Raw genomic sequence first — 24,870 nt, forward strand, 5'->3', positions numbered from 1 at the left:
ATTTAAACAGAGCTGCTACAAATACCATCTTAAAATGAGCAAGAAGACATTCAAGGCACCAGGAATTTATATTGAAGAAGTTGCAGCCTTCCCAAATTCTGTAGCTCAGGTTGAAACAGCCATTCCTGCGTTTATTGGATATACACCCCGGGCGGAGCGCAATGGTAATGATTGTTCTTTTGTACCTACCAAAATAACTTCCTTTATAGAATTTGAACGTGTTTTTTGTTTTCCTGATGGCCCTGAGCCTGTTCAGCAGTATAGTCCGCAGTATTATTTGGTGCGTCAAAATTCCAAACCCAAAGAGGGAGATTTTATTCTAATAGGAAGCGAATATTACTCCATACTTCCTGATGCTTCCACTATCTATTATCTGTACAACAGCATAAAATTGTTTTATCAAAATGGCGGAGGCAAGGCTTATATTGTATCAGTTGGAGGGTATGGAAAAGCTTCAGGAGCTGCTTTAGATATTGGAGATCCTTTGGTAAACCCGAATGTTCAGCTAGCAGATTTATTAAAGGGCTTGACGGCATTGGAAACAGAGGAAGAACCCACTATGTATATATGTCCGGAGGCAACTCTGCTTTCTTCAGCTGAAAATGGAACCCTGATGCAAAATATGCTTTTGCAGAATAATGAAATGCAGACGGCAATAAGCATTTTTGATGTTATAGGCGGAAATAGAGAAAATCCGAGCGGGAATAATGTAGATATAGAAACATTTAGAAATAATACAGGAACTACCGCCCTAAATTATGGAGCTGCATATTACCCTTTTTTAGGAACCACCATTATGGGTAATCAGGATTTGAACTATACCAATCTATTTGGCGGGGATGTTAGGGCTTTGGCTACCGTTTTTAACTCAATACAGCCGCCTGAAGAAAGTTCTTTAGAACTTCTAAAATCTATTTATAATTCTGAAAATTCACAATCAGTTAATCTAAATCATCGTGCGCTACTTGCTACAAGTGTAACCTATAAAAATATTATTTCGGCTGTTTTACAGCTTGTCAACATATTGCCTGCCAGTGGAGGAATGGCGGGAGTTATAACTATGTTAGATAACAGTAGAGGTGTGTGGAAAGCTCCCGCAAATGTTTCGATAGCTGGAGTAGCTTCTTTGCCAATAAAAATTAACCAAGCTGAACAAGAAAATTTAAATGTTGATGCCGTGAGCGGGAAATCAATAAATGCGATTAGAAACTTTCCTGGAAGGGGAGTTTTGGTATGGGGAGCTAGAACGCTGGATGGCAATAGTAATGATTGGCGCTATATAAACGTAAGAAGAATAATGATTAATATTGAACAATCTTGTAAAAAAGCCTGTTTGAATTTTGTTTTTGAACCCAATGATGCCAATACCTGGGTTCGGATACAATGGATGATTGAAAATTTCTTGAATAATCTTTGGAGGCAAGGAGCATTGGCTGGATCTACCCCAAGGGACGCATATTTTGTTAAGTGTGGGTTGGGACTTACTATGACCCAGGATGATATTTTAAATGGGCGACTTATTGTAAATTTAGGAGTTTGCCTAACAAGACCAGCGGAATTTATCATAATCACTTTTAGCCAGCAAATGGCTTCTTCGTAATATCCAAATCAAAGAAAAAGGGCGCAGCATATGTTCTTCGTTTTTCATTCAATTCTTTTTCACCAGAAATTATCATTATTATTCATTAATTTAGCGATAACTGATTCATTAAAAGCATGATGCATTTTAAACTTTTATGCCAAAAAATCTTGCCATTGCAAGTTTTATTGGTTTTACTTGCCTTTAGTAGTTGTGAAGCCACTTTGGCTCCGGCTTATGATCAGGCCATTGTTGGTAAAGTTACTGAAAGCAGTGATTTGGCTATGCGCTTTTTTGCTGAGGTAGATGGTGGTACAACCAACGAAAGTTTTGCAATGCGGGAGCCCATTTATAACACTTTGATTGGTGCTTTTGAGTCGCTAAAACTGCAAGCCAAAGCTAGACCAGTGCCTAATAATACCGCTTTGGAAAAGATAAATGAGTTGCTTAAATCCAAAGGAAGCGGTGCCATTTCAGGGGAATATCCCAGTGCCTTTGCTTTTGAACAGATAGCCCTAACGTTTAAAAAAATGAAGGAGACTGATCGTGAACAAGGTATAAAACCCTTGGCGCTACAAGCTTTTAAAGGTCAAATAGAAATTTTTTTGGACCAAGCAATAACCTATGAAAGTTTCTTAAAACGATAAGATTATGGCTGACGATGTAACAACAATTATTACAGATATAAAAAATATTGCCTCTGATATTCTTGAAAAAGATGTTTCCGTAGTGCGTGGCTTTAGTGAACGGCAGGTGGAAGCTATAGCTAAACAAACCGTTTTGATTCAAAAAGGCGTGGAGAGTGGCGATATTGATGAAGATCTACGTGAGTTCTTTCTCGACGGCTTGGAGGCTATGGCTCTCAATTTTGTGAATACCTTGAAGGGCATTTTGATGGTTACGCTCGAAAAACTATGGAACGCTTTGGTGAATTTTCTTTACAAAGCAGTGGGCATTGTAATTTGATTTAATTTTGCAAAACAACTTTATTTGCGAATTTAATCATGGTTCAAATAGAAAGAGAGGGAGGCAATTTTATCTTTGAAATTGTTGGCTTGCACAAGTTGTGGGCCCTTACAAGCAGACTCACTATTCCAATTTCACACATTGTGGATGCTTACCCCAATGAACAGCGCTTAGACTTTATACCTGGACTGCGAATGCCGGGAACACACATCCCCGGACTTATAACTGCGGGAACCTATATATTAAAAGATGGAACCATTTTCTGCGATGTGGTGAATCATGACAATAGTATAGTAGTAGAACTCCGTGACGAGCATTATAGAATGTTGGTTATAGAAGTGGAAGAACCTTTAGCGGCAATTCGGTTTTTGATGCGCAGATAGTTTTATACTTTTTATTTCTTTCCACATTCACGTGCAACTGCCTTATATTTCGTAAATTTGCACCTTCGTTTTTTTATTTATTAAACAACAATCATGACTAATATAATTCTCTTTGGCCCTCCTGGTGCAGGAAAAGGTACGCAAGCTAATTTTTTGAAGGAAAAATACAATTTGGTGCATATCTCCACTGGTGACGTTTTTCGATATAACATTAAAAATGAGACTGAACTTGGCAATCTGGCAAAGTCCTTTATGGCAAAAGGGAAATTGGTTCCGGATGAGCTTACCATTGATATGTTAAGCAACGAAGTTGACAAAAACTGCGACGCTAATGGATTTATTTTTGATGGATTCCCAAGAACAGTGGCACAGGCGGAAGCATTGGGTCATTTAATGGACGATAAAGAAACCCAAATTGACGCTATGGTTGCATTGGAAGTTGATGATGAGGTTTTGGTGGAACGTTTACTTGAACGTGGCAAAACTAGCGGAAGAGCAGACGATGCAGACGAGAGTATTATCCGTAACCGTATAAAAGTATATTACAACGAAACCGCTATTTTGAAGAATTACTACGAAAAGCAAAACAAATATTTCGGCGTTAACGGCGTGGGAAGTATTGAAGAAATTACGGAACGATTAAGTGAAGTTATAGACAAAATTAGTTGATAGTTGATGGTTGATGGTTTTTAGTTTTTGAGCCATCAAAATATTTCCAACAACAATCAATTAACAACCAATAACAAAAAAATGACTGAAGGCAATTTTGTAGATTACGTAAAGGTTCATGTTACTTCCGGAAAGGGAGGGCAAGGCAGTAAGCACATGCGTCGGGAAAAATATATTCCCAAAGGGGGGCCAGATGGTGGCGATGGTGGTCGCGGCGGACACGTAATTGTAAAGGCTAACAAAAACCTTTGGACATTATACCATCTTAAATTCAAAAGACATTTTAAAGCCGAACACGGCGAGCATGGTAGCAAACAAACCAGCACAGGTGCCGATGGTGCCGATGTATATATTGAAGTACCACTTGGCACAGTAGTCCGCGATAAGGAAACCGAGGAAATACTTTTTGAACTCACCGAAGATGGCGAAGAAAAAATTGTAGCAAAAGGGGGTCGTGGCGGCTTGGGGAACGCCCATTTTAAAACGGCAACCAATCAAACACCACGCTACTCACAACCTGGCGAAGAAGGTTTGGAGGCAGATATTATCCTTGAACTTAAAATACTTGCCGATGTAGGTTTGGTAGGATTTCCGAATGCGGGAAAATCTACTTTACTTTCTGTGATTACTGCAGCCAAACCGAAGATTGCCAATTACGAATTCACCACCCTAAAACCCAATTTGGGCATCGTGGAATACCGCGATTTTAAAACATTTGTGGTTGCAGATATTCCAGGAATTATAGAAGGTGCCGCCGAAGGAAAGGGAATCGGGCACCGTTTTCTTCGCCATATTGAACGAAACTCTACTCTGCTGTTTTTAATTCCCGCGGATGCGCCGGATATTAAGGAACAGTATGATATTTTGGTAGATGAACTTCGCCGTTACAATCCGCAACTTTTGGATAAGGAACGTTTGGTAGCCATCAGCAAAAGCGATATGCTGGACGATGAGCTTAAAGCCGAAATGAAGAAGATTTTGGATAAAGAGTTTAAAGAAATTCCATATATGTTTATTTCTTCCGTAGCCCATCAGGGATTGACGGAGTTGAAGGATAAGCTTTGGGCGATGCTGAACTAGAGCGAATGTCAGGTCGAGCGCAGTCGAGACCTCTTCTTAATTGTAAATCTGATAGATAATAACCCCCTCGACTGCGGTCGGGGAGACAATTTAATTTTTCTTAAAATTTCTTTTATAAATCTTTTTTCTAATTCATGTACTGAAAATAGATTGAATAATCCATTGGTATTCAGTCTATTTGCTTAAAATTTTTACTGCCTTAATTTATTTCACATCATACTTCAGTATTTCCAAAGGTGAATTTTTGACGTTCACATCATTTATGCCCATTGCGCGGCTTCTTCCTTTAATTTAGTGTTTGTAAAAATACCTGATCAGTGTTTACCAGTTTGAAAAACAAGTTATTAATCCTAAAAATTATCAGTTATGAAAACGCTAATTATTTCCATTATGTTAAGTTTTACCGCAGTGGTAATCAGTGCCCAAGAGGTTACAGTTCTAGATGAGGCGAGATTGTTTTATGCGCCACTAAATGTAACAGTTGCGCAGGACGGTGACAGTTATACTTATAACATTAAAGAAAGCCAGTCCCGCCAGTTTGCACGAGATCCTATTGGTTTTATGAAAGCTAATTTTGACATTCAAAGCTTTATTGCCCAGACTGCAAACAAGAATTATCATTCCTATTTGGTATCATTTAATAGCGCCAACGGTTCTTTGGAAGCAGATTTTGATAAAGAAGGTAAGCTGCTGGAAACCCGCCAACAGTTTAAAAATGTACTGTTACCGGCTAATATTCGCAACAATGTGTACATAGACCACCAAGGGTACACCTTGACCAAGGCAAATTATTCTGCCCGCACTAAAGGCGAAATCTTGGCCAATGCTACGTATAAAATCAAACTTGAAAACGGAAAGGACAAACAGACCCTAAAAATTGACGCCAGAAACAGTGGGGTTGGGGTTGCCGTTAATTGAAAGATTGTGGTTTGCAATTTATAAAAAGGCCGTCAGGGAACAACTGTACTGATGGTCTTTTTATAGGTTGATTGGCTTCTAAATTTTAAAACGGAACACGATTGAATTTTGAATATCTTTACTTAACAAAACATCACTTTATAGCAACCAATAAATAGCCAATAATGATAAAAGCACTTGTAATAGATGATGAAGAGCTCGCCCGAAAAAGGGTGCTCTACCTGCTACGGCAAGTGCCGGATGTGGAAGTTTTAGGCGAATGTTCCAACGGAAAAAGCGCCATTCTGGATATAGACCAAAAACGTCCCGACCTCATTTTTTTAGATATAAATATGAAGGATATGAACGGGTTTGAAGTGTTGAAAAAAATAACCCTATCGCCAAAACCGATTGTTATTTTCGTTACCGCTTATGACAATTACGCGCTCAAAGCATTTGATGTGGACGCCTTTGATTTTCTGCTGAAACCCTTTAAGGACGAACGTTTCTTTAGAACAATTGAAAAAGTCAGGAAAATTTCAGCAAATGAAGCCGATGAAAATTTTGAGAAACGCATTATTGAGCTTTTCAATTTATACAAAAGTAAATCACAAAAAACGGCTGCGCTGAATAAACTGCCCATAAAACAGGGAAACAAAACCATACTCATTAATCCTGTCGATATAATGTACATTACGGCTTCCGGCAGTTATGCAGAGATTTTTGTTGAAGATAAAAAATACGTTCTCCGAGAAACTTTAAACAATCTATGCGAATCTTTGGATAGCAATAAATTTATTAGAGTCCATAGATCGAGCATTGTAAATCTGCAGCATGTGAGGGAAATAGTGCATTCAGAATTTTCTGAAATTGATGCCCGAATGAATGATAATACACTATTGCGCATCAGCAAGTCCTATAAAAAGGACTTTCTGGAAAAAGTAGGAATATGAAGAAAAATTACATTATAAAGAAGAAATACATAGACCTAAAATTAGTGCTGCTGTTAGCCGGGTTTTATGCCTTGTTTGATTTGGTTTTGATAGCAAAGACGGCATATATGCAGGTTTTTGGAATGGATTCAATGAAAAGCTTTTCATGGTCGCGTTTCTTGCTGGACAATCTGCTTTTTGACTATATAATCGTAGTGAGTTTTATGACGTTGATCGCTATAAGCACCAAACGTTTTCTTCGGAAAAATTACTCCTGGACGAAAATTATTTCCACCCATATTTTATTTTCGTTGTTGATTGGGATCGTAATACGGCTGGTAGTTGACCTTTATTACATTATGCTTGGGCGGGTAAGTTTTGCCGAATATGATTTTGAGAGCAGCATTTTTAGATTTATGTATGTAATAGACCTGAATTTCCTAATTTATTTTGCGATGGTCTTTATTATTTACACCTATTACTATGTAAAAGAGGTGAAAAAGGCTGAAAAAAAACAAGGCAAATTGGAAGCGCAATTGGTAAGCACCCGTATGAAAATGCTTTCTTCACAGTTGCAGCCCCATTTTCTTTTTAACACCTTGAATTCAATTTCCGTGCTAACCGATATTGATGCCAGTAAAGCCAAAGATACAATCGCAGATTTGAGCGATTTTTTAAGGGAAATACTTTATGACAACGACAGCAACCGCATTCCACTGGAAAGGGAACTCCGTATTTTGGAATTTTATCTCAATATTATTAAAGTTCGGTTTTCCGATCATTTAAAAATAACAACGGAGATAGATGACTCATTGCTCCACAAAATGGTGCCGGCGCTACTGTTACAGCCCATTCTCGAGAATTCCATAAAACACGGTTATGATTTTAACCATACCGATTTGGAGATTCTCGTAAAAATTTATGCAGAAGGAAAAACCTTGATAATAAAGGTTGAAAATAATGGTGCCCCCGTTGAAGTGGGCCATAAACTATTGCTAAAACGAGGTATGGGATTGGCTAATATTAACGATCGTTTAGAGAACCTTTACGGCAACAATTATTTTTTTGAAGTAAGAAATAAGATTGACGGTTCAGGTGTAGAAACTTTGATTGAAATCCCCATCGAGAATTGACTGGAGTGGCAAAATATTAAACCGCCGGAAATCATTCTCTTTAAGGATGATTTTTCACAATTTTAACCTTTCATAAAATCCAAGCACTTTGTTTTTGCGTATTTTTAGTGAAAAGAAAAATGCAATGAAGCTCCTCTCAATTTTAGTACTCACCATATTCCTTGCTTCCTGCGGCGCCACTGTGGCCGTAGATTATGACAAGCAAGTGGATTTTTCAAAATACAACAGCTACAATTATTTCCCAAATATAGATTCTGGACTTAATGAATTGGATGATAACCGTATTATACAAATTACAGATAGTCTGCTGCAACAAAGTGGTTTTATAAAGAGTGAAACTCCCCAGATTTATGTAAACTTTTACGCACGCGAAAGTGTTTCAAGTTCAAGGAATACCATTGGTATAGGTATTGGCAGCGGGGGCGGGAATGTTGGCGTAGGCGTTAGTGGCGGAATTCCAATTGGCGGCAATGTGCTCAACCAACAACTGACAATGGATTTTATAGACGTTGAAAAAGACGATTTGGTGTGGCAAGCCGTGGCCGATGGCGAAATGAAAGAGCGCTCCACGCCACAACAAAAGGAAGCGTATTATATGACCGTACTTCAGAAAATATTGGCGAAATATCCACCGAAAAATAGTAGTCAATAATCAGTAATCAGTACGCAGTAAATAGTTTTTTAACTTGTCACCCTGAGCGCAGTCGAAGGGTTGAACTTTGAAATTTAGACCTTGAATCATATAGACTTCTTTAAAAAAATAACACTTCTTCTTTATCTGCTTCCTTTGTTTGCAGTTGCCCAAACCAACTATCAACAAGCGGAAGAATATTTCAAGCAGGAAAAATTCAGCAAGGCGAAGCCTATTTTTGAAAACTATCTGAAACAAAATCCCGACGACAAAAAAACCCGGGAATATTTAGGGGATATTGCCGCTTATGGCAAAAATTGGGATGCTGCCATTACCTATTACGAGGCCTTGGTTCAGGATGAGCCGAGCAATGCTAACTATCATTTTAAATACGGTGGCGCAATGGGGCTTAAGGCGATGTCCATCAGTAAAATTCGCGCTGTTGCTTACATTGGCGACATAAAACACGAACTGGAACAGGCTGCAAAACTAGATCCAAAACACATAGAAGCGCGTTGGGCTTTGGTAGAATTTTATATTCAATTGCCCGGTATTTTTGGCGGAAGCGAAAACAAAGCAATTGATTATGCAACTGAATTGGGCAAGATTTCTAAAGTTGATGGGTATCTCGCCAATGGATATATTGCCGAATATACCGATAGACCAAAGGATGCGGAGCGTTATTACAAAAAAGCGATTGAAGTAGGCGGTTCGCCACATACTTATGAAAAACTTTCAAATCTGTATGAAAAGAATAACCAACCTAAAGAGGCGATTGTCACAAATTCCGAAGCATTAAAAAAACACAAACGAAACCAGCTCAATTACCAAATCGGGAAAATTTCGGCGCAGTACAATTTGGAGCCCGAATACGGTATTGAATGCCTAAGCCAATACTTGGCCAACTATTCCATAAAAGATGGGGTGCCTAAAGATTGGGCATACTACCGTTTGGCTCAGATATATAAAAATCTCGGAAAAAAGGAAATCGCCCTTACTTGGATAAATAAAGCATTAATTGACCGAACAGATTTTAAAGAAGCACAACAGGAAAAATCTCTCATTTTAGCACTTTAATTTGAAAGAGAAAATTCCCCCTTTGAAGGGAGCAGGAGGGATGTTTTAACTTTGTATCTTTACATCTAAACTCATAAACTCTTCAACTAAAAAATGAGAATCCACTTTATAGCCATAGGCGGCAGCGCGATGCACAATCTTGCATTGGCATTACATCAAAAAGGAGATACGGTAACCGGAAGCGACGATGAGGTTTTTGAGCCTTCAAAAAGTAGGTTGAAAAACAAAGGTTTGTTGCCCGAAAAAGAAGGATGGTTTCCCGAAAAATTGACTTCAGAAATTGATGCCGTTATTCTCGGAATGCACGCCAAAGCAGACAATCCCGAACTATTAAAAGCGAAGGAACTCGGTTTAAAAATCTACAGTTACCCAGAATTTCTTTACGAACAGTCCAAAACCAAAACCCGAGTGGTTATTGGTGGCTCGCACGGGAAAACTACGATTACATCTATGATTCTTCACGTTATGAATTACAACGGAAAGGACGTAGATTATATGGTTGGGGCACAGTTGGAAGGTTTTGATACAATGGTGAAAATTACCGACGATAGCGATTTTATGGTAATTGAAGGCGATGAATACCTTTCCTCTCCCATAGACCGTCGCCCAAAATTCCATCTTTACAAGCCTAATATTGCTTTGTTGAGTGGCATTGCGTGGGACCACATCAACGTTTTTCCAACCTATGAAAACTATGTGGAGCAGTTTGAAATTTTTCTAAAGGAAATAACCAATGGCGGTGCAATCATTTACAATGAAGAAGACGCTGAGGTTAAACGTGTGGTTGAAGCTGCAAAAAATCCCATAAAAAAATATCCGTACCAAACTCCCGAATATTCGGTTGAGGATGGAACCACCCTTTTGGAAACTCCCGAAGGCCCGATGCCGGTTGAAATTTTCGGAAAACACAATTTGAACAATCTGGAGGGTGCCCGCTGGATTTGCCAATTGATGGGCGTGGATGCAGATGATTTTTACGAAGCCATTGCAACGTTTAAAGGAGCTAGCAAACGTTTGGAAAAGATTGCCGAAACCAAAACGGCAGTTGCTTATAAGGATTACGCACATTCGCCAAGCAAAGTGAAAGCGACTACCGAAGCCGTAAAAAGCCAATATCCAAATAGAAAATTGATTGCTTGTTTGGAGCTTCATACTTACAGCAGTTTAAATCCAGAATTTTTAAAAGAATACAAAGGAGCGCTGGATGCTGCGGATAGCGCAGTTGTTTTCTATTCCCCACATGCAGTATTGATAAAACAGCTTGAAGAAATAAAAGGCGAACAAATTGATGAAGCTTTTGACCGACAGGATTTGGTGGTTTTCACAAATCCGGCCGATTTTAAAACCTATCTTTTTTCACAGGATTACGATAATACTTGCTTGCTTTTAATGAGTAGCGGCAATTATGGTGGGTTGGATTTTGAGGAGGTAAAGGAGTATTTGGAATAATGGCATGCTTCGAAAAGGGTTTTTAAGAAATAGAAATAAATTAAACATTTCAAAAAAGCGTTTTTGGATAAGCGTAACTCTTGGATTTGGAGCCTCTTTTTCTTTTTATACATTACTTTGTCTTATCAATCTTTTTTCTGGATTGTTTGATTTCGGAATTGCAAATTATGTGATTGCAACGGAGGCTGCAGAAAAGTATTGGCAAAACTTCAACTTTGCCATAATCTCTTTAGCGTTAGGGAACGCTATGTTTCTGCTAAATCTTTTCCGTAAGCCTGATAATAATCCTGTTCCGGGTAATGTGAGATTATCAATAATAAATGACCAACGCTTTCTTCAATTCAACTTTTCTTATCTCCTACTAAAACTAGGTTTTTTGGTGGCAATCCTTTCGACCTTCGTTGAAACGAGAGTTTCAGAAGTGAAGTTTATTCTTTTCTTAGTAGCAATTGTTATTTTTCTGGAAAGTTGGAAATCTATAATTAGACATATTAAAAAAGCGGCTTACAAGGCATTATTGCTAAATCTTACGATAATACTTGCGTCGGCTTTTTGCTTCGCCTCTACTTCGATATTTCCTTCTGAAAACATTGAAGCCAATCAGGTGAACTCAAATCCTTATGTGGATTTGCCTGTTTCTGATTTTACAGATGATGTGCATTACTTTAGGAAAAAAAAATTAAAGATTTATGAAGAAAATAATCATCTACTTTATCAATTGGAAAATGAAAAAATTCAAGATTTCGATTTATTAGGAGACTATTTAAGAGAAGAAATATCTAAAACATTTAGACATGAGCTTAGTATTGTCCTTTTGATGCCAAAAGATATTTCTATGGATAATTTAGTAAAACTTGAAAATCATCTAAAGAGATTAGGCTATAATTATATAAAATATATAACAAAGTTGAGTGATGAAAACCTTGTGAGTAGATTTGATAATAGAGGTTTGATTAAGAAGATTGGCATTATAAATACTCCCGATTCTGTATTGAAGGTTCCTTTGCCTCCACAACCAAATGATGATGTTGTGAGTAAAACGATACAAATTTATTTAGGGGAAAATCATTATTTAATTGGCAATGAAGAATTTAAAAAAGATGAATTGGTTGAATTTTTCGTAAAGCATATTGAGATTGCTACACAATTCAATTATGTTTTCAATAAAAATGTTAGTTATCAATCATATATAACTTTGTTGGCTTCACATAAACAGGCGATTCAAGACTTGAGATATAATGATGAAAGAGTCAAATTAAAATTTAAAGATTATTTCAGACCACTGAATAGAAAGGAATATGAAGAAGATCAGAAAAGACTGAAAAAGAAATTTCCTCTACTTCTTATTGAAACCTATACTAAATAGGTTACTCATAAATACCCACAATAAATCTAGAAATATCCTTCCCAGAATTCTTTATCAATTCCATCTTCGCATTCTCAAAATCCTGAGCATTTTTATCCTGCGAAAGCTTGAATTTCCCTTCCCAATTGGTGATTTCTATTTCAAAAGCTTGAATATAATTTATCAATCGCTCCATTCGTGGGTCGTCATTTTTTAGAATGAAATTTTGTTCTTTGCCTTCCAAAAACTCAGTCATATCCAGCATGGTTTGCTTTATTGCTTCTGGCTCATTTATAAGTTGAAGTTTTCCAGTAACGTGGACAATGATATAATTCCACGTTGGTAATTGTGGCGTTGTGTAAATACTTGGCGAAATATAAGTGTCGGGACCTTTAAAAACCACTGTAACTTCAGCCTCATCTTTTAAAGTTTCCAGTTGCGGATTGTTTCGGTCTAAATGAGCGACCAATTTTTTTGAAGTTTCGTTATAAATAAAAGGTATGTGCGTAACAAACGGTTTTCCATCCTTCGCAGTAACCAATATTCCCAAAGGGAAATGTTTGATTACGGAAATCATTTTTTCAATTTCATTTGATTGATGGTGTGGCGGTGGATACATTTATTTAGGCATTAGGCATTAGGCATTAGGCATTGGACATTTCTATGTGAAGCTCTGTCGTAAAACTATTTCACAAAGTTGCACAAAGAAACTCAAAGTTTCATAAAGTTTTTACGCTTTGGAAGTAAGCGATTTAAAAAACACAAACCCAAACCCTACGCAAAGCATTAAGTGAAATGGAAACAATCCGAAATCGCCGCCTTGGTCGCCAACTATGAAAGCGCTGTACATTCCAAACGCGAAATAAAGCATTAAGATTCCTTCAATAATCACGTTTGGCGAAATGTTTTTGGTAATGTATTTATTGCCTTTCCAGCTTTCCTTTAAAGAGCTAATGTTGAATTTCGGGGTACGGATAAATTCGCTTTTCTTCCCAAAATGCCCTTCCAAAACCGCAATGGAATTATGCAGCGAAAAGCCCATCGCCACAGAAAAAAACGTAAAAAACATTGCTGAATATTTCAGGAATCTTTTAAACCCGCCGCCATAAATGCTTTTGTAGGTAAACCAATAACAGATGAAAAAGATGATGGTGCTTATCACAAAAAAGCTCATCACATAAAAATACATTTTTAAGTGTTCGTATTCATTTTTTATATAAAGCATCGGAATACTCAAGATTGCAACAATCAAAATGTTCAAAAACATGGTGCTGTTCAGCAAATGTAGAAAACTGTGAATCTTAGTTTTGATTGAAATATCCTTGCTTTTAAAAACACGCCAAGCCATTTTTTGAAAATTCTCTGCTCCTCCTTTGTTCCATCTAAATTGTTGCGAACGCGCAGCACTAATAACAACCGGAAGCTCCGCCGGCGTTTCCACTTCTTCCAAATATTTGAATTTCCAGTTTTTAAGTTGTGCTCGGTAGCTGAGGTCGAGGTCTTCAGTAAGGGTGTCGCCCTCCCAATTCCCTGCGTCCAAAATACATTCTTTACGCCAAACACCCGCCGTTCCGTTGAAATTTATGAAATGTCCTTTGCTGTTTCTTCCAACCTGTTCCAAAGTGAAATGTGCATCAAGCGCAAAAGCTTGTACTCGTGTAAGTATTGAGTAATCGCGATTTAAATGCCCCCAACGAGTTTGCACCACGCCAATTTCTTCATCCTTAAAATATGGAATGGTGTTTTTTAACCAGTTTTTCTTCGGAAGAAAATCTGCATCAAATATGGCAATGTATTCGCCTTTTGCAATCTTTAAACCTTCCTTTAGTGCCCCTGCTTTAAAGCCTTCACGGGTTTTTCTGGTCACATGTTGAATATCCAATCCTGTTTTCCGAAGCGCTTCAATATGCTTTGCGGTTTCTTCAAAAGATTCATCGGTACTATCATCCAAAACTTGTATTTCCAGCTTTTCCTTTGGGTAATCCATTTCTGCAATGTTGCTCAGCAAACGATCCATTACATATAATTCGTTATAAACTGGCAGTTGGATAGTTACATAGGGAATTTCCTCTTCTTTGGAAAAATCGAACGTTGGTGAGTTTTTATGATGTTTTCGGGCACTTAAATAATTAAAAAGCAAATTGAGCTGCGCCAAAGCATACATAAAGATAAGAAGCAGGGCAACGGAATAAACAACAATAATTAGGGATTCAAGAATCATTTTTTGAAGCTGTATTTAAAGATCCAGGTCAGGATTTTTATACCAGCAAAGATAGTACCTTTTACCGTACCCGAAACTTTTGAAACTCCTATCCGGTTTCGGTATTTTACGGGAACTTCAACATAGGTGAATTTTTTCTTCAATACTTTCAGTTGCATTTCTACGGTCCAGCCATAGGTTTTGTCTTGCATATTAAGCTGAAGTAGCTTTTCATATTTTATAGCCCGAAACGGTCCAAGATCAGTAAATGTTGAGTTGAAAAAAAGACGCATCAGTTTGGTGGCCAGTTTGTTGCCGAAGCGCTGCGGAAAGGTCATAGAACCATTTTCACGAAGACTCCTAACGCGGGCACCCACAACAAAATCGACGTTTTTTTCAATTATTGGAGCTATAATTTTCAACATTTCCGAAGGATAATCGCTGTAATCGCCATCGAGAAAAACCAAAATATCTGGTTTAATTTTTTCTTCTGAAATGTATTCCATTCCTTTTAAACAAGCGTTTCCGTAACCGGCATTGGGTTGAAAAAGCACAGTTGCGCCTGCGTTTTTGGCAACTTTTGCCGTAGCGTCTGAAGAGTTATTGTCCACCACAATTATTTCTGAAACTATTTCCGGGATTTCGGCAATCACCTTCCCGATGGAGCCTTCTTCGTTATAAGCGGGAATGATTACTTTAATAATTTTGGACATTAAAACCTGTGAATTTATGGACTGCGAATTTCAGAAAAATATATGACATTCCGTTTGACGAAGTATCTTCTTAAACCTGACAGCTCTATACTGCGAACTGCAACTGAATACTGCTACTTATTTACATAGTTCATCAAATCCACGTCATTCCCAAGTAGAATTTCGTTGGAATCAATCCGCTTTTCAAGGGGTCTATTTTCAAGTTTCAAAACGCCGCGTGGACAAACTGCTGAACAAATGCCACAGCCAACGCAGCTGGAACGAACGATGTTTTCCCCTTTTTGGGCGTAGGCACGAACGTCGATACCCATTTCGCAATAGGTGGAGCAATTGCCGCAGGAAATACATTGTCCGCCGTTTGTGGTAATTCTGAAACGCGAAAAAAGCCGTTGCTGAAAACCTAAGATGGCAGCCATTGGGCAACCAAAACGACACCAAACACGACTACCAAAAATAGGGTAGAAGCCAACGCCAATCACGCCGCTAAACACAGCTCCGATCAAAAAACCGTATGATTGGCGAAGCGTTTCTGCATTAAACAAAAACAAAGTTTTTCCTGTAGCGAAATGAAGTCCAACCAAAGAAAGAATTATCACCAAATATGCGATGGAACCTATTCGTGCATCTTTTTGAAGTTCTTCTCTTTTGAAAATCCAAACCCCTGCAAAAACGAGCGTTAAAAGTGTTGCCACACTTATGAGAAAAACATCTTTTGTCAACCAATATTTTGAACTGTCGTCACCCAAATAGGAATGCACGACCGCCGTGGTCATCAAAACCACAAAGACCAACACACTGTGTATTACCCAGCGTTCCACTTTCCAGGCAACTTGTCTTTTATCGCTCAAATGCCGGAATGGATCTCCGGCAGTTTCCGCCAAGCCGCCACAACCACAAACCCACGAGCAGTACCAACGTTTACCGTATTTATAGGTCAAAATTGGGGTAATTACAAAGATTGATACAACACCGAAAATTAAAAGCCCCAAACCAATATCGCCTGCGGAAATAAATTCATCCACACGGTATTGTTCAAAATTGTAATAATTGAGGGGCCAAATATTTTTTAGGTCGTAATAGGGAAGTTTAAATGAATCGCTATTTAATCTTTGCATCAATTCAGGAATCAAAAACGCAAAGCCCAATTGAAAAAACATAACGGAAAACGTTCGAAGTTTTTCGTATTTGTTATGGCGGTATTTTAAAATGAATTTTATGCCAAAAGCCAAGATTGCCAAAGTATAAAGCGTTCCATAAACAAACCATTGACTGGCAGGACCGCCGTTCAGCAATTTGCTCAACGGATCAAAAAGAGCAACAATTCCTTTGTTGTCTCCATCTTTCACTAAACCCAAATATTGCGGAAACCAGTACAGCACAACGTAGAAAAGTGTAACGGTAATTCCCAAGACCCAAGCCCAAAATCCACGGCTGGAAAGCGATTTAAAATAGACACCATCATTTTTAATTCCTTCGTGTTTGTTTTGATAAGCAGCGATTGAAAACCAAATAATACCTACGGCAATCATTCCTAAAGAAGTGCTTAACCACAATGTTTTGTTGGGAAAATTTAGATTGAAAAGTGCCAAAAAGAGCAATGCCAACCCTATCAAGCCTATAGCCGAGGCAAGTTTTTGCTGGGTGTTTATTGTTTTTGGTGGTTCGCCAGTTAAGGACATATTTCGTTGAACAGTGCTCATAAATTATACAGTTATAGTTTGATTGGCATATGCTGTTTGAATCTCTTTTTCATAATTTTTGAAGAATTCAGGGTCAAAATTGGCCTGTTTTAGGTTTTCCACCACGTAATCCACACTTCGTTTTTCATTTAGCCATCTGTCAAAAACCTCCTGTTTCATCCGTATTCCGAAAGTATTTATTCCTAAAAATTCGTCGTTTTCTTTATGATAAGAAATAGTTATACAACGTAAATCACTATCACATTTCCAATGAAATTGTGCTTCGTAATCTTTCTTTCTACTTTCAGAAAAAACCCAACCGTAGGTTTGGTATTCAATATCAAAAAACTTGGCGCTGTTAAACCAATTTCCAGGATTGTACTCAAAGGTTTTTCCACAGATGGTTTGTGCAAGGGCTTCGCCCATCATTCTGCCTGTGTACCAAACGGCTTCTATTGGCGGGCGGTTTCCAATGGGTTCGCGCTGTTGTGCGCAATCGCCAATGGCATAAACGTCTTCAATATTTGTTTCCAGTTTTCGGTTTACCAAAACACCTTTATCGGTTTCAATTTTTGAATGTTGAAGAAAGGAAATCTGCGGTTTTACGCCCGTGGTAATTCCAACCACGCAGCAAGGTATTTCCTCGCCCTCTTTGGTTACAATGGCACGAACATTTCCTTTATCATCACCTAAAATTTTATCGAGCTCCGCGTTGTGGCGAAGATCAACGCCATGGGAAATAATGTGACGTGAAATCATTTCTGCCTCTGGTTTTGGAAGGGTGCCGGCCCAAAAGGCAGACTCACGGACGAGCATTGTTACTTCAATCTTTCGGGTGCGGAGCATTTCGGCCATTTCAACGCCAATCAATCCGCCGCCAACAATTACCGCCCGGGGACATTCTTTGTTGTTTGGCGCGTTTTTTTCAAGGTTTTCCAAATCCTGTTTCGAAACCAACCCTTGCACGCCGTTCAGTTCCAAACCTTCCCACCCAAAAGTATTGGTGGTGGAACCTGTTGCAATTATAAGTTTGTCATAAGTGATTGATCCGCCCTCTTTAAAATGAAGTGTTTTGTTATTGGTGTCAACTGTTTCAACGTATGCTTTTTTAAGTTCAAGCCTGTTCTTTTCCCAAAACCATGGTTCGTAAGGTTCAATGTCGCGCCAGCGCATGTGGCCCATATAAACGTACATTAGAGCAGTGCGGGAAAAAAAATGATCTGTTTCTGCGGAAATTATGGTTACTTTTTTATCGGAAAGTTTTCGGATGTGCCTAGCGGCAGTAATCCCAGCAATCCCGTTGCCAATAATGACGATATGCTCCATAATTTGGAAGTTATTTGTTGAATTGTTTTTTCAGTCGTTTATAAATTTACGCAATTACATTCCGGTTAGATTTAAAAGGCTTATTAAAGTTTCTATAAATTCTAAAATAATGCTACATTCAGCACTAATTTATTTTTAAAATGAAGCTGTTGTTCCGTTTGTTAAGCTGTATTGTTTTTCTTCCTTTAATTTTGGGATGCCCACAAAAGCGTGATTCTTCAGAAGTAATAATTGCTGAAGAACACCAAAAAATAATTGAGGATTCAATAATTTTGAAAATAAACGGGGTGAGTTTCGTGGCTTCGAAAGACGCTATTCTACAAGAAAATATTTCGCCTTTAAAGAATATTCACGCAGATTATGCCGCCATTATGCCTTTCGGTTTTATTAAAAGTTTGGACCATCCTAAAATTATTTACAATCAGGAACGGCAGTGGTTTGGTGAAACAGATGAGGGCGCGAAACAATATATAAAGATGCTTCATAAGAACGATATTCGTGTGATGATGAAGCCTCAAATATGGGTTTGGAACGGCGAGTTTACGGGTTTGGTAAAAATGGCTTCGGAAGCAGATTGGTTGGAGCTTGAAAATTCCTATAGAAATTTTATAACCGATTTTGCGAAAGTTGCCGAAGAAGAAAAGGTTGAAATATTATGTATTGGCACTGAGCTTGAAAAATTTATTGAACATCGTCCCGAATATTGGCGAAACCTTATTAGAGAAATAAGAAAGGTTTACAAAGGAAAACTCACTTATGCGGCAAATTGGGATGAATACAAACGCGTACCGTTTTGGGATGCGCTGGATTTTATTGGCGTTGACGCTTATTTCCCAGTTTCCGAAAGCAAAACCCCAACAGTTGCAGATGCGCGAAAGGGCTGGCAGCGCTGGAAAGAAGAGTTAAAAAGTGTTTCAGAAAAGGAAAATAAACAAATTCTCTTTACGGAATACGGTTACCGAAGCGTGGATTTTGCCGGAAAGGAACCTTGGGAAAGCGACCATACATTGACTTCAATGAATTTTGAGGCACAATCCAATACCTTGCAGGCTTTATATGAAGAAGTATGGGGTGAACAATGGTTTGCCGGCGGATTTCTGTGGAAATGGTTTATTGCGCACGAAGATGTTGGAGGCAACACTGATAATCAGTTTACACCGCAAAATAAACCTGCGGAGACAATTGTAGCAAAATATTATAAAGAATAGTTAGATCTGTTTTTCGGCTAATGCCTCAGGTGATTCTGCGGTTTGAGACAATTCCTTTTTTGAAAGTTTTATATTTTTCAGATAATAATTATACAATTCATCCGCATCAGCGCCAAGCCATTTTTTTATATAGATTGCCCAAAAATGGTATTGTAAATTCCAAATTCCCTTTTGCTCATAAAGCCTTGCTGAAGTTGTAATCCATTGTTGTATTACTACAAATTTCTTCCGTGAGTAAAGCTCGTTGATTAAAATATTGTCTTCGTAAATAATATAGGTTTCATCAAAACCACCAATTTCCTCAAATAGCTGTTTTGTAATAAACTGACTTTGGTCCCCTCCACGGCAAGCACGCCAGTGAAATTTTGTTAACCATCCCGCAAGCCGCAGCCACCAGTGGGTATGGTCAAATTTCATTCGGAAGCAACCTGCTGGGTTTCCTTTTTTTACTTCGGAAATAATGTATTTGTCAAAATTTTTGGGAGGAAAGGAATCGGCGTGCAGAAAGTAAAGAATATCGCCCGAAGCTACTTGCGCGCCTCTGTTCATTTGCTTGGCGCGGCCTTTTTCAAATTGAATAAACCTAACAGGTTTAGAAAACCTAGTATATTCAAAAGCTGAAATTATTTCTTGGGTGCCATCGGTACTGCCGCCATCCACCAAAATCAATTCCGTTTCATTTTCTCCCGAAAGGTTTTCCGAAAGATGGATCAATAATTCCGCAATGGTTTCGGCCTCGTTTAAAACTGGGATGATGATGGAAAGCATATGATAAAAGTACGAAAGTTAAACCTCACAGGTTTTAGAAACCTGTGAGGTTTGTTAAGATTGCTGTCTTGTAATTTATTTTTGTTCGTTCAATTCCCAGTTATAATTCTTGTAGCTTAAAGTCGCACCTTGATTTATCTTCGTATTCGCGTATTTATTGATAAACCCAATAACATCCTGTTTACCATTCACTTTGTAATCCTTGGCATACCAGTCGAAAATGGAGGAAACCTTCGGGTTGCTGGCTGAAATATCATTTTTATCGCTATTGATGAATTCCTTGGTCGCGCGATCCAATTGCTCATTTATTTTTGAAGCGGTGTAAGCCTCGTCCAAAAGTTTTGGGCAGGAAATGGATGCGCAATTTATGGCGAAGTGAATTCTGGGCTCGTTCATTTTTCGAAGAATCCCATTTTCAATTCCGCCAAGGGAAAGTTCTTTATTTCCAACAGAAACTCGGCCTTTGGTCCAAGCGCCGTCAATATCCTTAATGCTCTTTACGGGATAGTTTTCCACGATTAATTTTACGGTTGCCGCATTGTACAGGTTAATGTAATAAGCCAATAATTCCTGCACGCTCCAATCATTTGAGGGTTCTTTTTCAGAAAGCATTTTTAAATAAGCATCCAGTTTGGCTTCATTGTTTTTAAAACCTTTATAATCTACCATGCCTTGGCTATTTACATATTTTTTCAGCAATTTGTCCCATTCGGAATGATCTACGTTTACAGCGGAATTAGCGGTAGTTGAGGTAAGTTTAGATTCCACTTCTTTAGTGGGCTGCCCTTGACTGCTCACGCCTGCGGCGGAAAGAAGGTTGCAACTTTGCATGGTAAAAGCCACAAAAAGTATTGTAACAATATTGAATAAGGTTTTCATTTTTTTGTGTGGTTTAATGTTTCAAATACTTACGAAGCAATCCGCTATTTGGTTTTGATGGGATAGAGTTCCTGCTTCACAAAATTCTTTGGAAAATTTTCATCACCATCAAAGCCCAGCTCAATGTCCCTACCGTCATGCGGAATATGATCTGTTTTAAAAAGGTAATCCCAAAGACTTAAACTAATGCCATAATTAACACCGTATTGTGCGTGTTTTGGCAAAACTTTAGCGTGATGCCAAATGTGCATTTTTGGATTGTTAAACACATATTTGAATATTCCATAATCCCAACCAATATTGGCGTGGTTTAAATGCCCAATGGCAAGCGCCGTAAAATGGACTATTGCAACTGCTTCAACATCAAAACCGCCAATTATCGCTAATGGAACGTAAAGCAACGATTTGTAAACAACGGGTTCCATCCAATGGTAGCGAAGGTGTGCGGCAAAACCCATTTCCTTGACGGAATGGTGCAATTTATGGAAATTCCAAAGCCACGGAATTCTGTGGAGCAAGCGGTGCGTGTTCCATTGCACAAAATCTGTAACCAAAAAGAAAATCAAAAGACCCAGCCCAAAAGGTAGGACGTTTAAATCAAGCAATTGAAAATCTGAAACCTTCAAACCAATCAACCCAAGTACATCGTTGAACAACTCCGCTGTAGCGTTGGATAAGAAAATAAGTACAATTAAATTCAACAGGAAAAAATTGAAAAACATATAAAAAGTGTCCAGCCAAAAATCCTTTCGGAAGACTTTTTGGTTTTTTCGCCATGGAAATAATAATTCCAAACCCCATACCAATAGCGAAATCAATAACAATCCGTAGAAATAATTTTCCCAATGGAAGTGGGTTATTTCCTTCCACAGATAATTGAAGTAGCCGTGATAGGAATTTATAAATATTTCGAAATATTTTTCCATAGCAATGTTGTTTCACTTGTCGTAAAACAAAAAGGGAAATTACAAAATACTTTCAAGCAATTTGAATAGCAGGGCGCTTATAATAGCCGCCAAAGGAAGCGTGAGTATCCAGGAAAGCACAATTTTATAAATTACTTTGGGGTTGGCTTTTTTAGTAACTGTTCCAATACCAAAAATGGAACCTACCGAAACATGCGTAGTAGAAACCGGAAGTCCGTGGATGCTGGCAGTTGTAACCAGTATTCCGGTAATCATGTTTGCGGTAAAACCTTGCCCGGAATTCATTGGGGTAATTTTTTTGCTCATCGTTTCCCCGACTTTTTTGGCATTGAGAATTCCTCCCAAAGCCATGGTAATAGCTACCGCGATCATTCCCCAATGTATGTCCAACGCATTTATAATTACCAAAAGTCCAACAATTTTAGGTGTATCATTTAGGCCACGGGCAAAACTTACAACCCCGGCGCTCATAAAATGTAAAGTGTCCAATATATTTTGAGCGGAAATGCCAAGCAATTGTCCCGCGTATTTTTCGTCACAGTTCTTTTTGCATTGGGTTATTTCCAGCGTGGTGTATTTATCCATGGAAAGACTGGAATCGGCTGTTTTTAAAACGGCTTGCTTTTCTGAAACACAAACGCAGCTCTTTTTTGTTATCCTCGTTTTCTTTCTGAAATGCCTAAAAGTTAAATACGCCAAGAAGCTTAGAATTGCTGCCATTAGCGGGCTTACGATAAGTGGCATAAGAAAGGTATTTCCAAGTTTTGCAAAATTGAAATCGCCACCAATAGCCATAAATCCAGCACCAAATAATGCGCCTACCAAACCATGCGTAGTTGATATTGGCATGCCAACTTTAGTGGCAATAAAAACTGTTAGCGCTGCACCCAAGGCAATGGAAATGGCAAATATGGGGTTTTGGATTAGATCATCGGGAACCAATCCTTTACCTGAAAAATTCTTCACCAGAGTTCCCGCAAGAAAAATGGCGGCAATGGAGCCGGCAAAAGTGGTGATTGTTGCCCAAGTTATCGCTTTTTTGTAATCTGTTGTACCGCTTCCGAAAAGGGTGGCGACTCCTTTAAAATTGTCATTTGCACCATTGCTAAAGGCTAAAAAACAGGCAGCGATAAAAAGGAGGATAAAAATCATATATGATCGGTTTCTTTTACTTACGTAAAATTCTTAATTGGGGTTTTTGAGTACAAAAGGATTCTTTCCTAAATTGCTACTTTAACAGCACCCGCCACCGTCATAATGAAAAGTGGATTCACTTATAAAAATATCATCCCTGCCTAAATCTGCTAATGCTCCAGCGGTTTTATCGCATACTGCAATAGGTTGGTTTTTCAAAAGAATATGCCCTTTTTTATCATCAAAATGATTTTCCGAGCCAAAATAAATTGCCGCTTTTCCTGTAAAAATACAGGGTCCATCTTCTGGCATTGGGTCTTTTATTGCTGCAACCTCAATGGATTCAATATAGATTAATTCATCAGTTGGGTAGTTTTTTGGATCGAGAATACGGTAAGGTTTTCTAGCGCGAATTTCAATAGTTCCGAAGCCTACATCGGTCAACGCTTTTACATATTCAGCAATTGGAAGGCTTCCGCTTAAACAAAGTGCGCGAAGACGTGCATCCTCACGAAGGGTTTCATTCATTTGCTGTTCGCAAGTGGGATCGCTCATTACCAAACGTCCGTGTGGTTTTAAAACACGGTACATTTCTTCAATCGCTTTTTTAAGATCCTCTGCCTTAAAAATATTGAAAAGACAGTTCTGTGCCGCAACATCTATAGAGTTATCTTCAACGGGAAGATTCAATGCATCTCCTTTTTTCAATTCCACAAAATCACTTTTGAACCATGGGTTCAACGATTCCGCTTCCATGAAATTTTTTCGGGAAGCCTCAAGCATTTCATCTACGGTATCCACACCAATTACACCACCTTTTTGTCTGTTGAAATATGAAAACTGCAAAAGTTCCATTCCGCCACCAACGCCAACATAAAGCATTTTTGGATTATTGGTAAGATCGCGAGCATTTACGGTACTTCCGCAGCCATAATTCATTTCCTGCATTATTTTCGGAATTTTTAATCCAGGAAGCTCCCAAATTGGGTTTGTGGTGCAACAAAGACCTACATCTGGCATTAGGGCAGCTTGTTTGTAAACATCGTTGGTGGTATCTAAATAGCTCATATATTTTCTTTAAAGTTTTTTTATCAATTCTGTGAAAAGCGCAATCATATCCGGCTCTGCCTTTTCCGCTGAAGCTATTATATCTTCAATTTCAACAGGTTTTAGATTATCCGGGTCACATTCGTCGGTTAAAACCGAAATAGCTGACACAGGAAGCTTTAAATGGTTTGCGACAATAATTTCAGGAACGGTGCTCATTCCCACAGCATCGGCGCCGATTATTTTTAAGTATCTATATTCTGCTCGGGTTTCCAATTCCGGACCAACAACACTCGCATAAACCCCTTTGTGAAGTTTAATATTTTTTTCGGAAGCAATCTGTTCCAGTTTTTTGTTCATTTCTGCATCATAGGGCGCGCTCATATCCACAAAACGCTCGCCCATTTTTTCAACGCCACGAAAGGCTAGGGGAGAACTGCCCTGCAAATTGATATGATCGTCAATAAGCATAAGTTCGCCTTTTTTGAAATTGAGATTGATGGCTCCAGAAGCGTTGCTCACCAATAAATGTTTAATTCCCAAAAGATGCATTACGCGCACTGGAAAGGTAACGTCGCGCAAAGTGTAGCCTTCATAAACGTGAAAACGTCCCTGCATCACCACTGCTTTTTTTCCTTCCAACGTTCCGTAAATAAGTTTTCCTTTATGAAATTCAACCGTTGCCGTTGGGAAATTTGGGATGTGGTTATAGCTAACTTCGCTTTCAATCTCAATCTTTTCCACGATTTTGCCCAGACCGGTTCCGAGAATAATTCCCACTTCAGGTTTTTCAAATCCGCGCTGTTTTAAATAGTCTGCGGCTTCTTCAATGTATTTTGTACTACTCAT

General features: G+C 38.4%; 24 protein-coding genes and 1 pseudogene. 14 read left to right on the top strand and 11 right to left on the bottom strand.

Annotated features, from left to right (window positions below):
- The first annotated feature begins 34 nt into the window (after nt 1-34).
- The 13 genes and pseudogenes from Q2U82_RS07700 to Q2U82_RS07760 all read left to right on the top strand — a co-directional run bounded on the left by Q2U82_RS07700 (nt 35) and on the right by Q2U82_RS07760 (nt 12,162).
- Nucleotides 35-1,600, top strand: coding sequence for a phage tail sheath family protein (locus tag Q2U82_RS07700; protein ID WP_410004297.1), 1,566 nt, complete (start codon nt 35-37; stop codon nt 1,598-1,600).
- Nucleotides 1,601-1,716: 116 nt separating this feature from the next.
- Nucleotides 1,717-2,226: a hypothetical protein gene (locus Q2U82_RS07705; RefSeq protein ID WP_410004298.1), complete on the top strand. Its 510-nt coding sequence runs from the start codon at nt 1,717-1,719 to the stop codon at nt 2,224-2,226.
- 4 nt (nt 2,227-2,230) lie between these two features.
- On the top strand, nt 2,231-2,545 hold the full coding sequence (locus Q2U82_RS07710) for a hypothetical protein (protein WP_410004299.1): 315 nt from the start codon (nt 2,231-2,233) through the stop codon (nt 2,543-2,545).
- A 38-nt stretch (nt 2,546-2,583) separates the two neighbouring features.
- Nucleotides 2,584-2,928, top strand: a complete 345-nt coding sequence (locus tag Q2U82_RS07715) for a hypothetical protein (RefSeq protein ID WP_410004300.1) — start codon at nt 2,584-2,586, stop codon at nt 2,926-2,928.
- Nucleotides 2,929-3,015: 87 nt separating this feature from the next.
- A pseudogene (locus tag Q2U82_RS07720) lies at nt 3,016-3,597 on the top strand (adenylate kinase); the annotation flags it as partial.
- An 81-nt stretch (nt 3,598-3,678) separates the two neighbouring features.
- Nucleotides 3,679-4,677, top strand: coding sequence for a GTPase ObgE (obgE, locus tag Q2U82_RS07725; RefSeq protein WP_410004301.1), 999 nt, complete (start codon nt 3,679-3,681; stop codon nt 4,675-4,677).
- 366 nt (nt 4,678-5,043) lie between these two features.
- Nucleotides 5,044-5,595, top strand: a complete 552-nt coding sequence (locus Q2U82_RS07730; RefSeq protein WP_410004302.1) for a hypothetical protein — start codon at nt 5,044-5,046, stop codon at nt 5,593-5,595.
- A 164-nt stretch (nt 5,596-5,759) separates the two neighbouring features.
- Nucleotides 5,760-6,527, top strand: coding sequence for a LytR/AlgR family response regulator transcription factor (locus tag Q2U82_RS07735; RefSeq protein ID WP_410004303.1), 768 nt, complete (start codon nt 5,760-5,762; stop codon nt 6,525-6,527).
- Nucleotides 6,524-7,639 carry a sensor histidine kinase gene (locus tag Q2U82_RS07740; RefSeq protein ID WP_410004304.1) on the top strand — a complete coding sequence of 372 codons (1,116 nt, stop codon included), beginning with the start codon at nt 6,524-6,526 and terminating at the stop codon, nt 7,637-7,639. The genes Q2U82_RS07735 and Q2U82_RS07740 overlap by 4 nt, the downstream gene beginning before the upstream one ends.
- Before the next feature lie 124 nt (nt 7,640-7,763).
- Entirely contained in the window at nt 7,764-8,291 is a 528-nt protein-coding gene (locus Q2U82_RS07745) for a DUF4136 domain-containing protein (protein WP_410004305.1), read from the top strand.
- Nucleotides 8,292-8,372: 81 nt separating this feature from the next.
- The gene (locus Q2U82_RS07750; RefSeq protein WP_410004306.1) at nt 8,373-9,347 is read left to right on the top strand and encodes a tetratricopeptide repeat protein; all 975 of its coding nucleotides are present in this window, start codon (nt 8,373-8,375) and stop codon (nt 9,345-9,347) included.
- 93 nt (nt 9,348-9,440) lie between these two features.
- Entirely contained in the window at nt 9,441-10,796 is a 1,356-nt protein-coding gene (locus Q2U82_RS07755) for a UDP-N-acetylmuramate--L-alanine ligase (protein ID WP_410004307.1), read from the top strand.
- 4 nt (nt 10,797-10,800) lie between these two features.
- Nucleotides 10,801-12,162, top strand: coding sequence for a hypothetical protein (locus Q2U82_RS07760; protein WP_410004308.1), 1,362 nt, complete (start codon nt 10,801-10,803; stop codon nt 12,160-12,162).
- Between the two features lies 1 nt (nt 12,163).
- Here the strand turns inward: Q2U82_RS07760 and Q2U82_RS07765 are convergent, their stop codons facing one another.
- The 5 genes from Q2U82_RS07765 to Q2U82_RS07785 all read right to left on the bottom strand — a co-directional run bounded on the left by Q2U82_RS07765 (nt 12,164) and on the right by Q2U82_RS07785 (nt 18,059).
- Entirely contained in the window at nt 12,164-12,760 is a 597-nt protein-coding gene (locus Q2U82_RS07765) for an FMN-binding negative transcriptional regulator (protein WP_410004309.1), read from the bottom strand.
- A gap of 111 nt (nt 12,761-12,871) precedes the next feature.
- A complete protein-coding gene (locus tag Q2U82_RS07770) occupies nt 12,872-14,362 on the bottom strand; it encodes a cellulose synthase family protein (RefSeq protein ID WP_410004310.1) in 1,491 nt (496 codons plus the stop codon).
- Entirely contained in the window at nt 14,359-15,054 is a 696-nt protein-coding gene (locus Q2U82_RS07775) for a glycosyltransferase family 2 protein (RefSeq protein ID WP_410004311.1), read from the bottom strand. The genes Q2U82_RS07770 and Q2U82_RS07775 overlap by 4 nt, the downstream gene beginning before the upstream one ends.
- Before the next feature lie 113 nt (nt 15,055-15,167).
- Complete coding sequence (locus Q2U82_RS07780) at nt 15,168-16,754, bottom strand: 4Fe-4S binding protein (RefSeq protein WP_410004312.1); 1,587 nt, start codon at nt 16,752-16,754, stop codon at nt 15,168-15,170.
- 3 nt (nt 16,755-16,757) lie between these two features.
- The gene (locus Q2U82_RS07785) at nt 16,758-18,059 is read right to left on the bottom strand and encodes an NAD(P)/FAD-dependent oxidoreductase (RefSeq protein ID WP_410004313.1); all 1,302 of its coding nucleotides are present in this window, start codon (nt 18,057-18,059) and stop codon (nt 16,758-16,760) included.
- Nucleotides 18,060-18,199: 140 nt separating this feature from the next.
- Here Q2U82_RS07785 and Q2U82_RS07790 point away from each other — a divergent pair, with 140 nt between their 5' ends.
- Nucleotides 18,200-19,267, top strand: a complete 1,068-nt coding sequence (locus Q2U82_RS07790; RefSeq protein WP_410004314.1) for a glycoside hydrolase family 113 — start codon at nt 18,200-18,202, stop codon at nt 19,265-19,267.
- On the opposite strand, the gene Q2U82_RS07795 is transcribed toward Q2U82_RS07790, so the two are convergent.
- The 6 genes from Q2U82_RS07795 to Q2U82_RS07820 all read right to left on the bottom strand — a co-directional run bounded on the left by Q2U82_RS07795 (nt 19,268) and on the right by Q2U82_RS07820 (nt 24,870).
- Nucleotides 19,268-20,035, bottom strand: a complete 768-nt coding sequence (locus Q2U82_RS07795) for a TIGR04283 family arsenosugar biosynthesis glycosyltransferase (protein ID WP_410004315.1) — start codon at nt 20,033-20,035, stop codon at nt 19,268-19,270.
- Between the two features lie 75 nt (nt 20,036-20,110).
- A complete protein-coding gene (locus Q2U82_RS07800; protein WP_410004316.1) occupies nt 20,111-20,914 on the bottom strand; it encodes a DUF547 domain-containing protein in 804 nt (267 codons plus the stop codon).
- Nucleotides 20,915-20,958: 44 nt separating this feature from the next.
- Nucleotides 20,959-21,840 (bottom strand): sterol desaturase family protein, encoded by an 882-nt coding sequence (locus tag Q2U82_RS07805; protein WP_410004317.1) that lies wholly within the window; start codon nt 21,838-21,840, stop codon nt 20,959-20,961.
- A 39-nt stretch (nt 21,841-21,879) separates the two neighbouring features.
- Nucleotides 21,880-22,992: an inorganic phosphate transporter gene (locus Q2U82_RS07810; protein ID WP_410004318.1), complete on the bottom strand. Its 1,113-nt coding sequence runs from the start codon at nt 22,990-22,992 to the stop codon at nt 21,880-21,882.
- Nucleotides 22,993-23,073: 81 nt separating this feature from the next.
- The gene (gene arsM / locus Q2U82_RS07815) at nt 23,074-24,042 is read right to left on the bottom strand and encodes an arsenosugar biosynthesis arsenite methyltransferase ArsM (RefSeq protein WP_410004319.1); all 969 of its coding nucleotides are present in this window, start codon (nt 24,040-24,042) and stop codon (nt 23,074-23,076) included.
- 9 nt (nt 24,043-24,051) lie between these two features.
- Nucleotides 24,052-24,870: a purine-nucleoside phosphorylase gene (locus Q2U82_RS07820; protein ID WP_410004320.1), complete on the bottom strand. Its 819-nt coding sequence runs from the start codon at nt 24,868-24,870 to the stop codon at nt 24,052-24,054.

The sequence above is a fragment of the Aequorivita nionensis genome (assembly GCF_046352995.1).
Classification (GTDB): Bacteria; Bacteroidota; Bacteroidia; order Flavobacteriales; family Flavobacteriaceae; genus Aequorivita; species Aequorivita nionensis.

Excerpts from the sequence above, each read along its gene's own strand:
- Q2U82_RS07700 (WP_410004297.1), top strand. The coding sequence starts at position 35 with ATGAGCAAGAAGACATTCAAGGCACCAGGAATTTATATTGAAGAAGTT.
- Q2U82_RS07705 (WP_410004298.1), top strand. The coding sequence starts at position 1,717 with ATGATGCATTTTAAACTTTTATGCCAAAAAATCTTGCCATTGCAAGTT.
- Q2U82_RS07710 (WP_410004299.1), top strand. The coding sequence starts at position 2,231 with ATGGCTGACGATGTAACAACAATTATTACAGATATAAAAAATATTGCC.
- Q2U82_RS07715 (WP_410004300.1), top strand. The coding sequence starts at position 2,584 with ATGGTTCAAATAGAAAGAGAGGGAGGCAATTTTATCTTTGAAATTGTT.
- obgE (WP_410004301.1), top strand. The coding sequence starts at position 3,679 with ATGACTGAAGGCAATTTTGTAGATTACGTAAAGGTTCATGTTACTTCC.
- Q2U82_RS07730 (WP_410004302.1), top strand. The coding sequence starts at position 5,044 with ATGAAAACGCTAATTATTTCCATTATGTTAAGTTTTACCGCAGTGGTA.
- Q2U82_RS07735 (WP_410004303.1), top strand. The coding sequence starts at position 5,760 with ATGATAAAAGCACTTGTAATAGATGATGAAGAGCTCGCCCGAAAAAGG.
- Q2U82_RS07740 (WP_410004304.1), top strand. The coding sequence starts at position 6,524 with ATGAAGAAAAATTACATTATAAAGAAGAAATACATAGACCTAAAATTA.
- Q2U82_RS07745 (WP_410004305.1), top strand. The coding sequence starts at position 7,764 with ATGAAGCTCCTCTCAATTTTAGTACTCACCATATTCCTTGCTTCCTGC.
- Q2U82_RS07755 (WP_410004307.1), top strand. The coding sequence starts at position 9,441 with ATGAGAATCCACTTTATAGCCATAGGCGGCAGCGCGATGCACAATCTT.
- Q2U82_RS07760 (WP_410004308.1), top strand. The coding sequence starts at position 10,801 with ATGCTTCGAAAAGGGTTTTTAAGAAATAGAAATAAATTAAACATTTCA.
- Q2U82_RS07765 (WP_410004309.1), bottom strand. The coding sequence starts at position 12,760 with ATGTATCCACCGCCACACCATCAATCAAATGAAATTGAAAAAATGATT.
- Q2U82_RS07770 (WP_410004310.1), bottom strand. The coding sequence starts at position 14,362 with ATGATTCTTGAATCCCTAATTATTGTTGTTTATTCCGTTGCCCTGCTT.
- Q2U82_RS07775 (WP_410004311.1), bottom strand. The coding sequence starts at position 15,054 with ATGTCCAAAATTATTAAAGTAATCATTCCCGCTTATAACGAAGAAGGC.
- Q2U82_RS07780 (WP_410004312.1), bottom strand. The coding sequence starts at position 16,754 with ATGAGCACTGTTCAACGAAATATGTCCTTAACTGGCGAACCACCAAAA.
- Q2U82_RS07785 (WP_410004313.1), bottom strand. The coding sequence starts at position 18,059 with ATGGAGCATATCGTCATTATTGGCAACGGGATTGCTGGGATTACTGCC.
- Q2U82_RS07790 (WP_410004314.1), top strand. The coding sequence starts at position 18,200 with ATGAAGCTGTTGTTCCGTTTGTTAAGCTGTATTGTTTTTCTTCCTTTA.
- Q2U82_RS07795 (WP_410004315.1), bottom strand. The coding sequence starts at position 20,035 with ATGCTTTCCATCATCATCCCAGTTTTAAACGAGGCCGAAACCATTGCG.
- Q2U82_RS07800 (WP_410004316.1), bottom strand. The coding sequence starts at position 20,914 with ATGAAAACCTTATTCAATATTGTTACAATACTTTTTGTGGCTTTTACC.
- Q2U82_RS07805 (WP_410004317.1), bottom strand. The coding sequence starts at position 21,840 with ATGGAAAAATATTTCGAAATATTTATAAATTCCTATCACGGCTACTTC.
- Q2U82_RS07810 (WP_410004318.1), bottom strand. The coding sequence starts at position 22,992 with ATGATTTTTATCCTCCTTTTTATCGCTGCCTGTTTTTTAGCCTTTAGC.
- arsM (WP_410004319.1), bottom strand. The coding sequence starts at position 24,042 with ATGAGCTATTTAGATACCACCAACGATGTTTACAAACAAGCTGCCCTA.
- Q2U82_RS07820 (WP_410004320.1), bottom strand. The coding sequence starts at position 24,870 with ATGAGTAGTACAAAATACATTGAAGAAGCCGCAGACTATTTAAAACAG.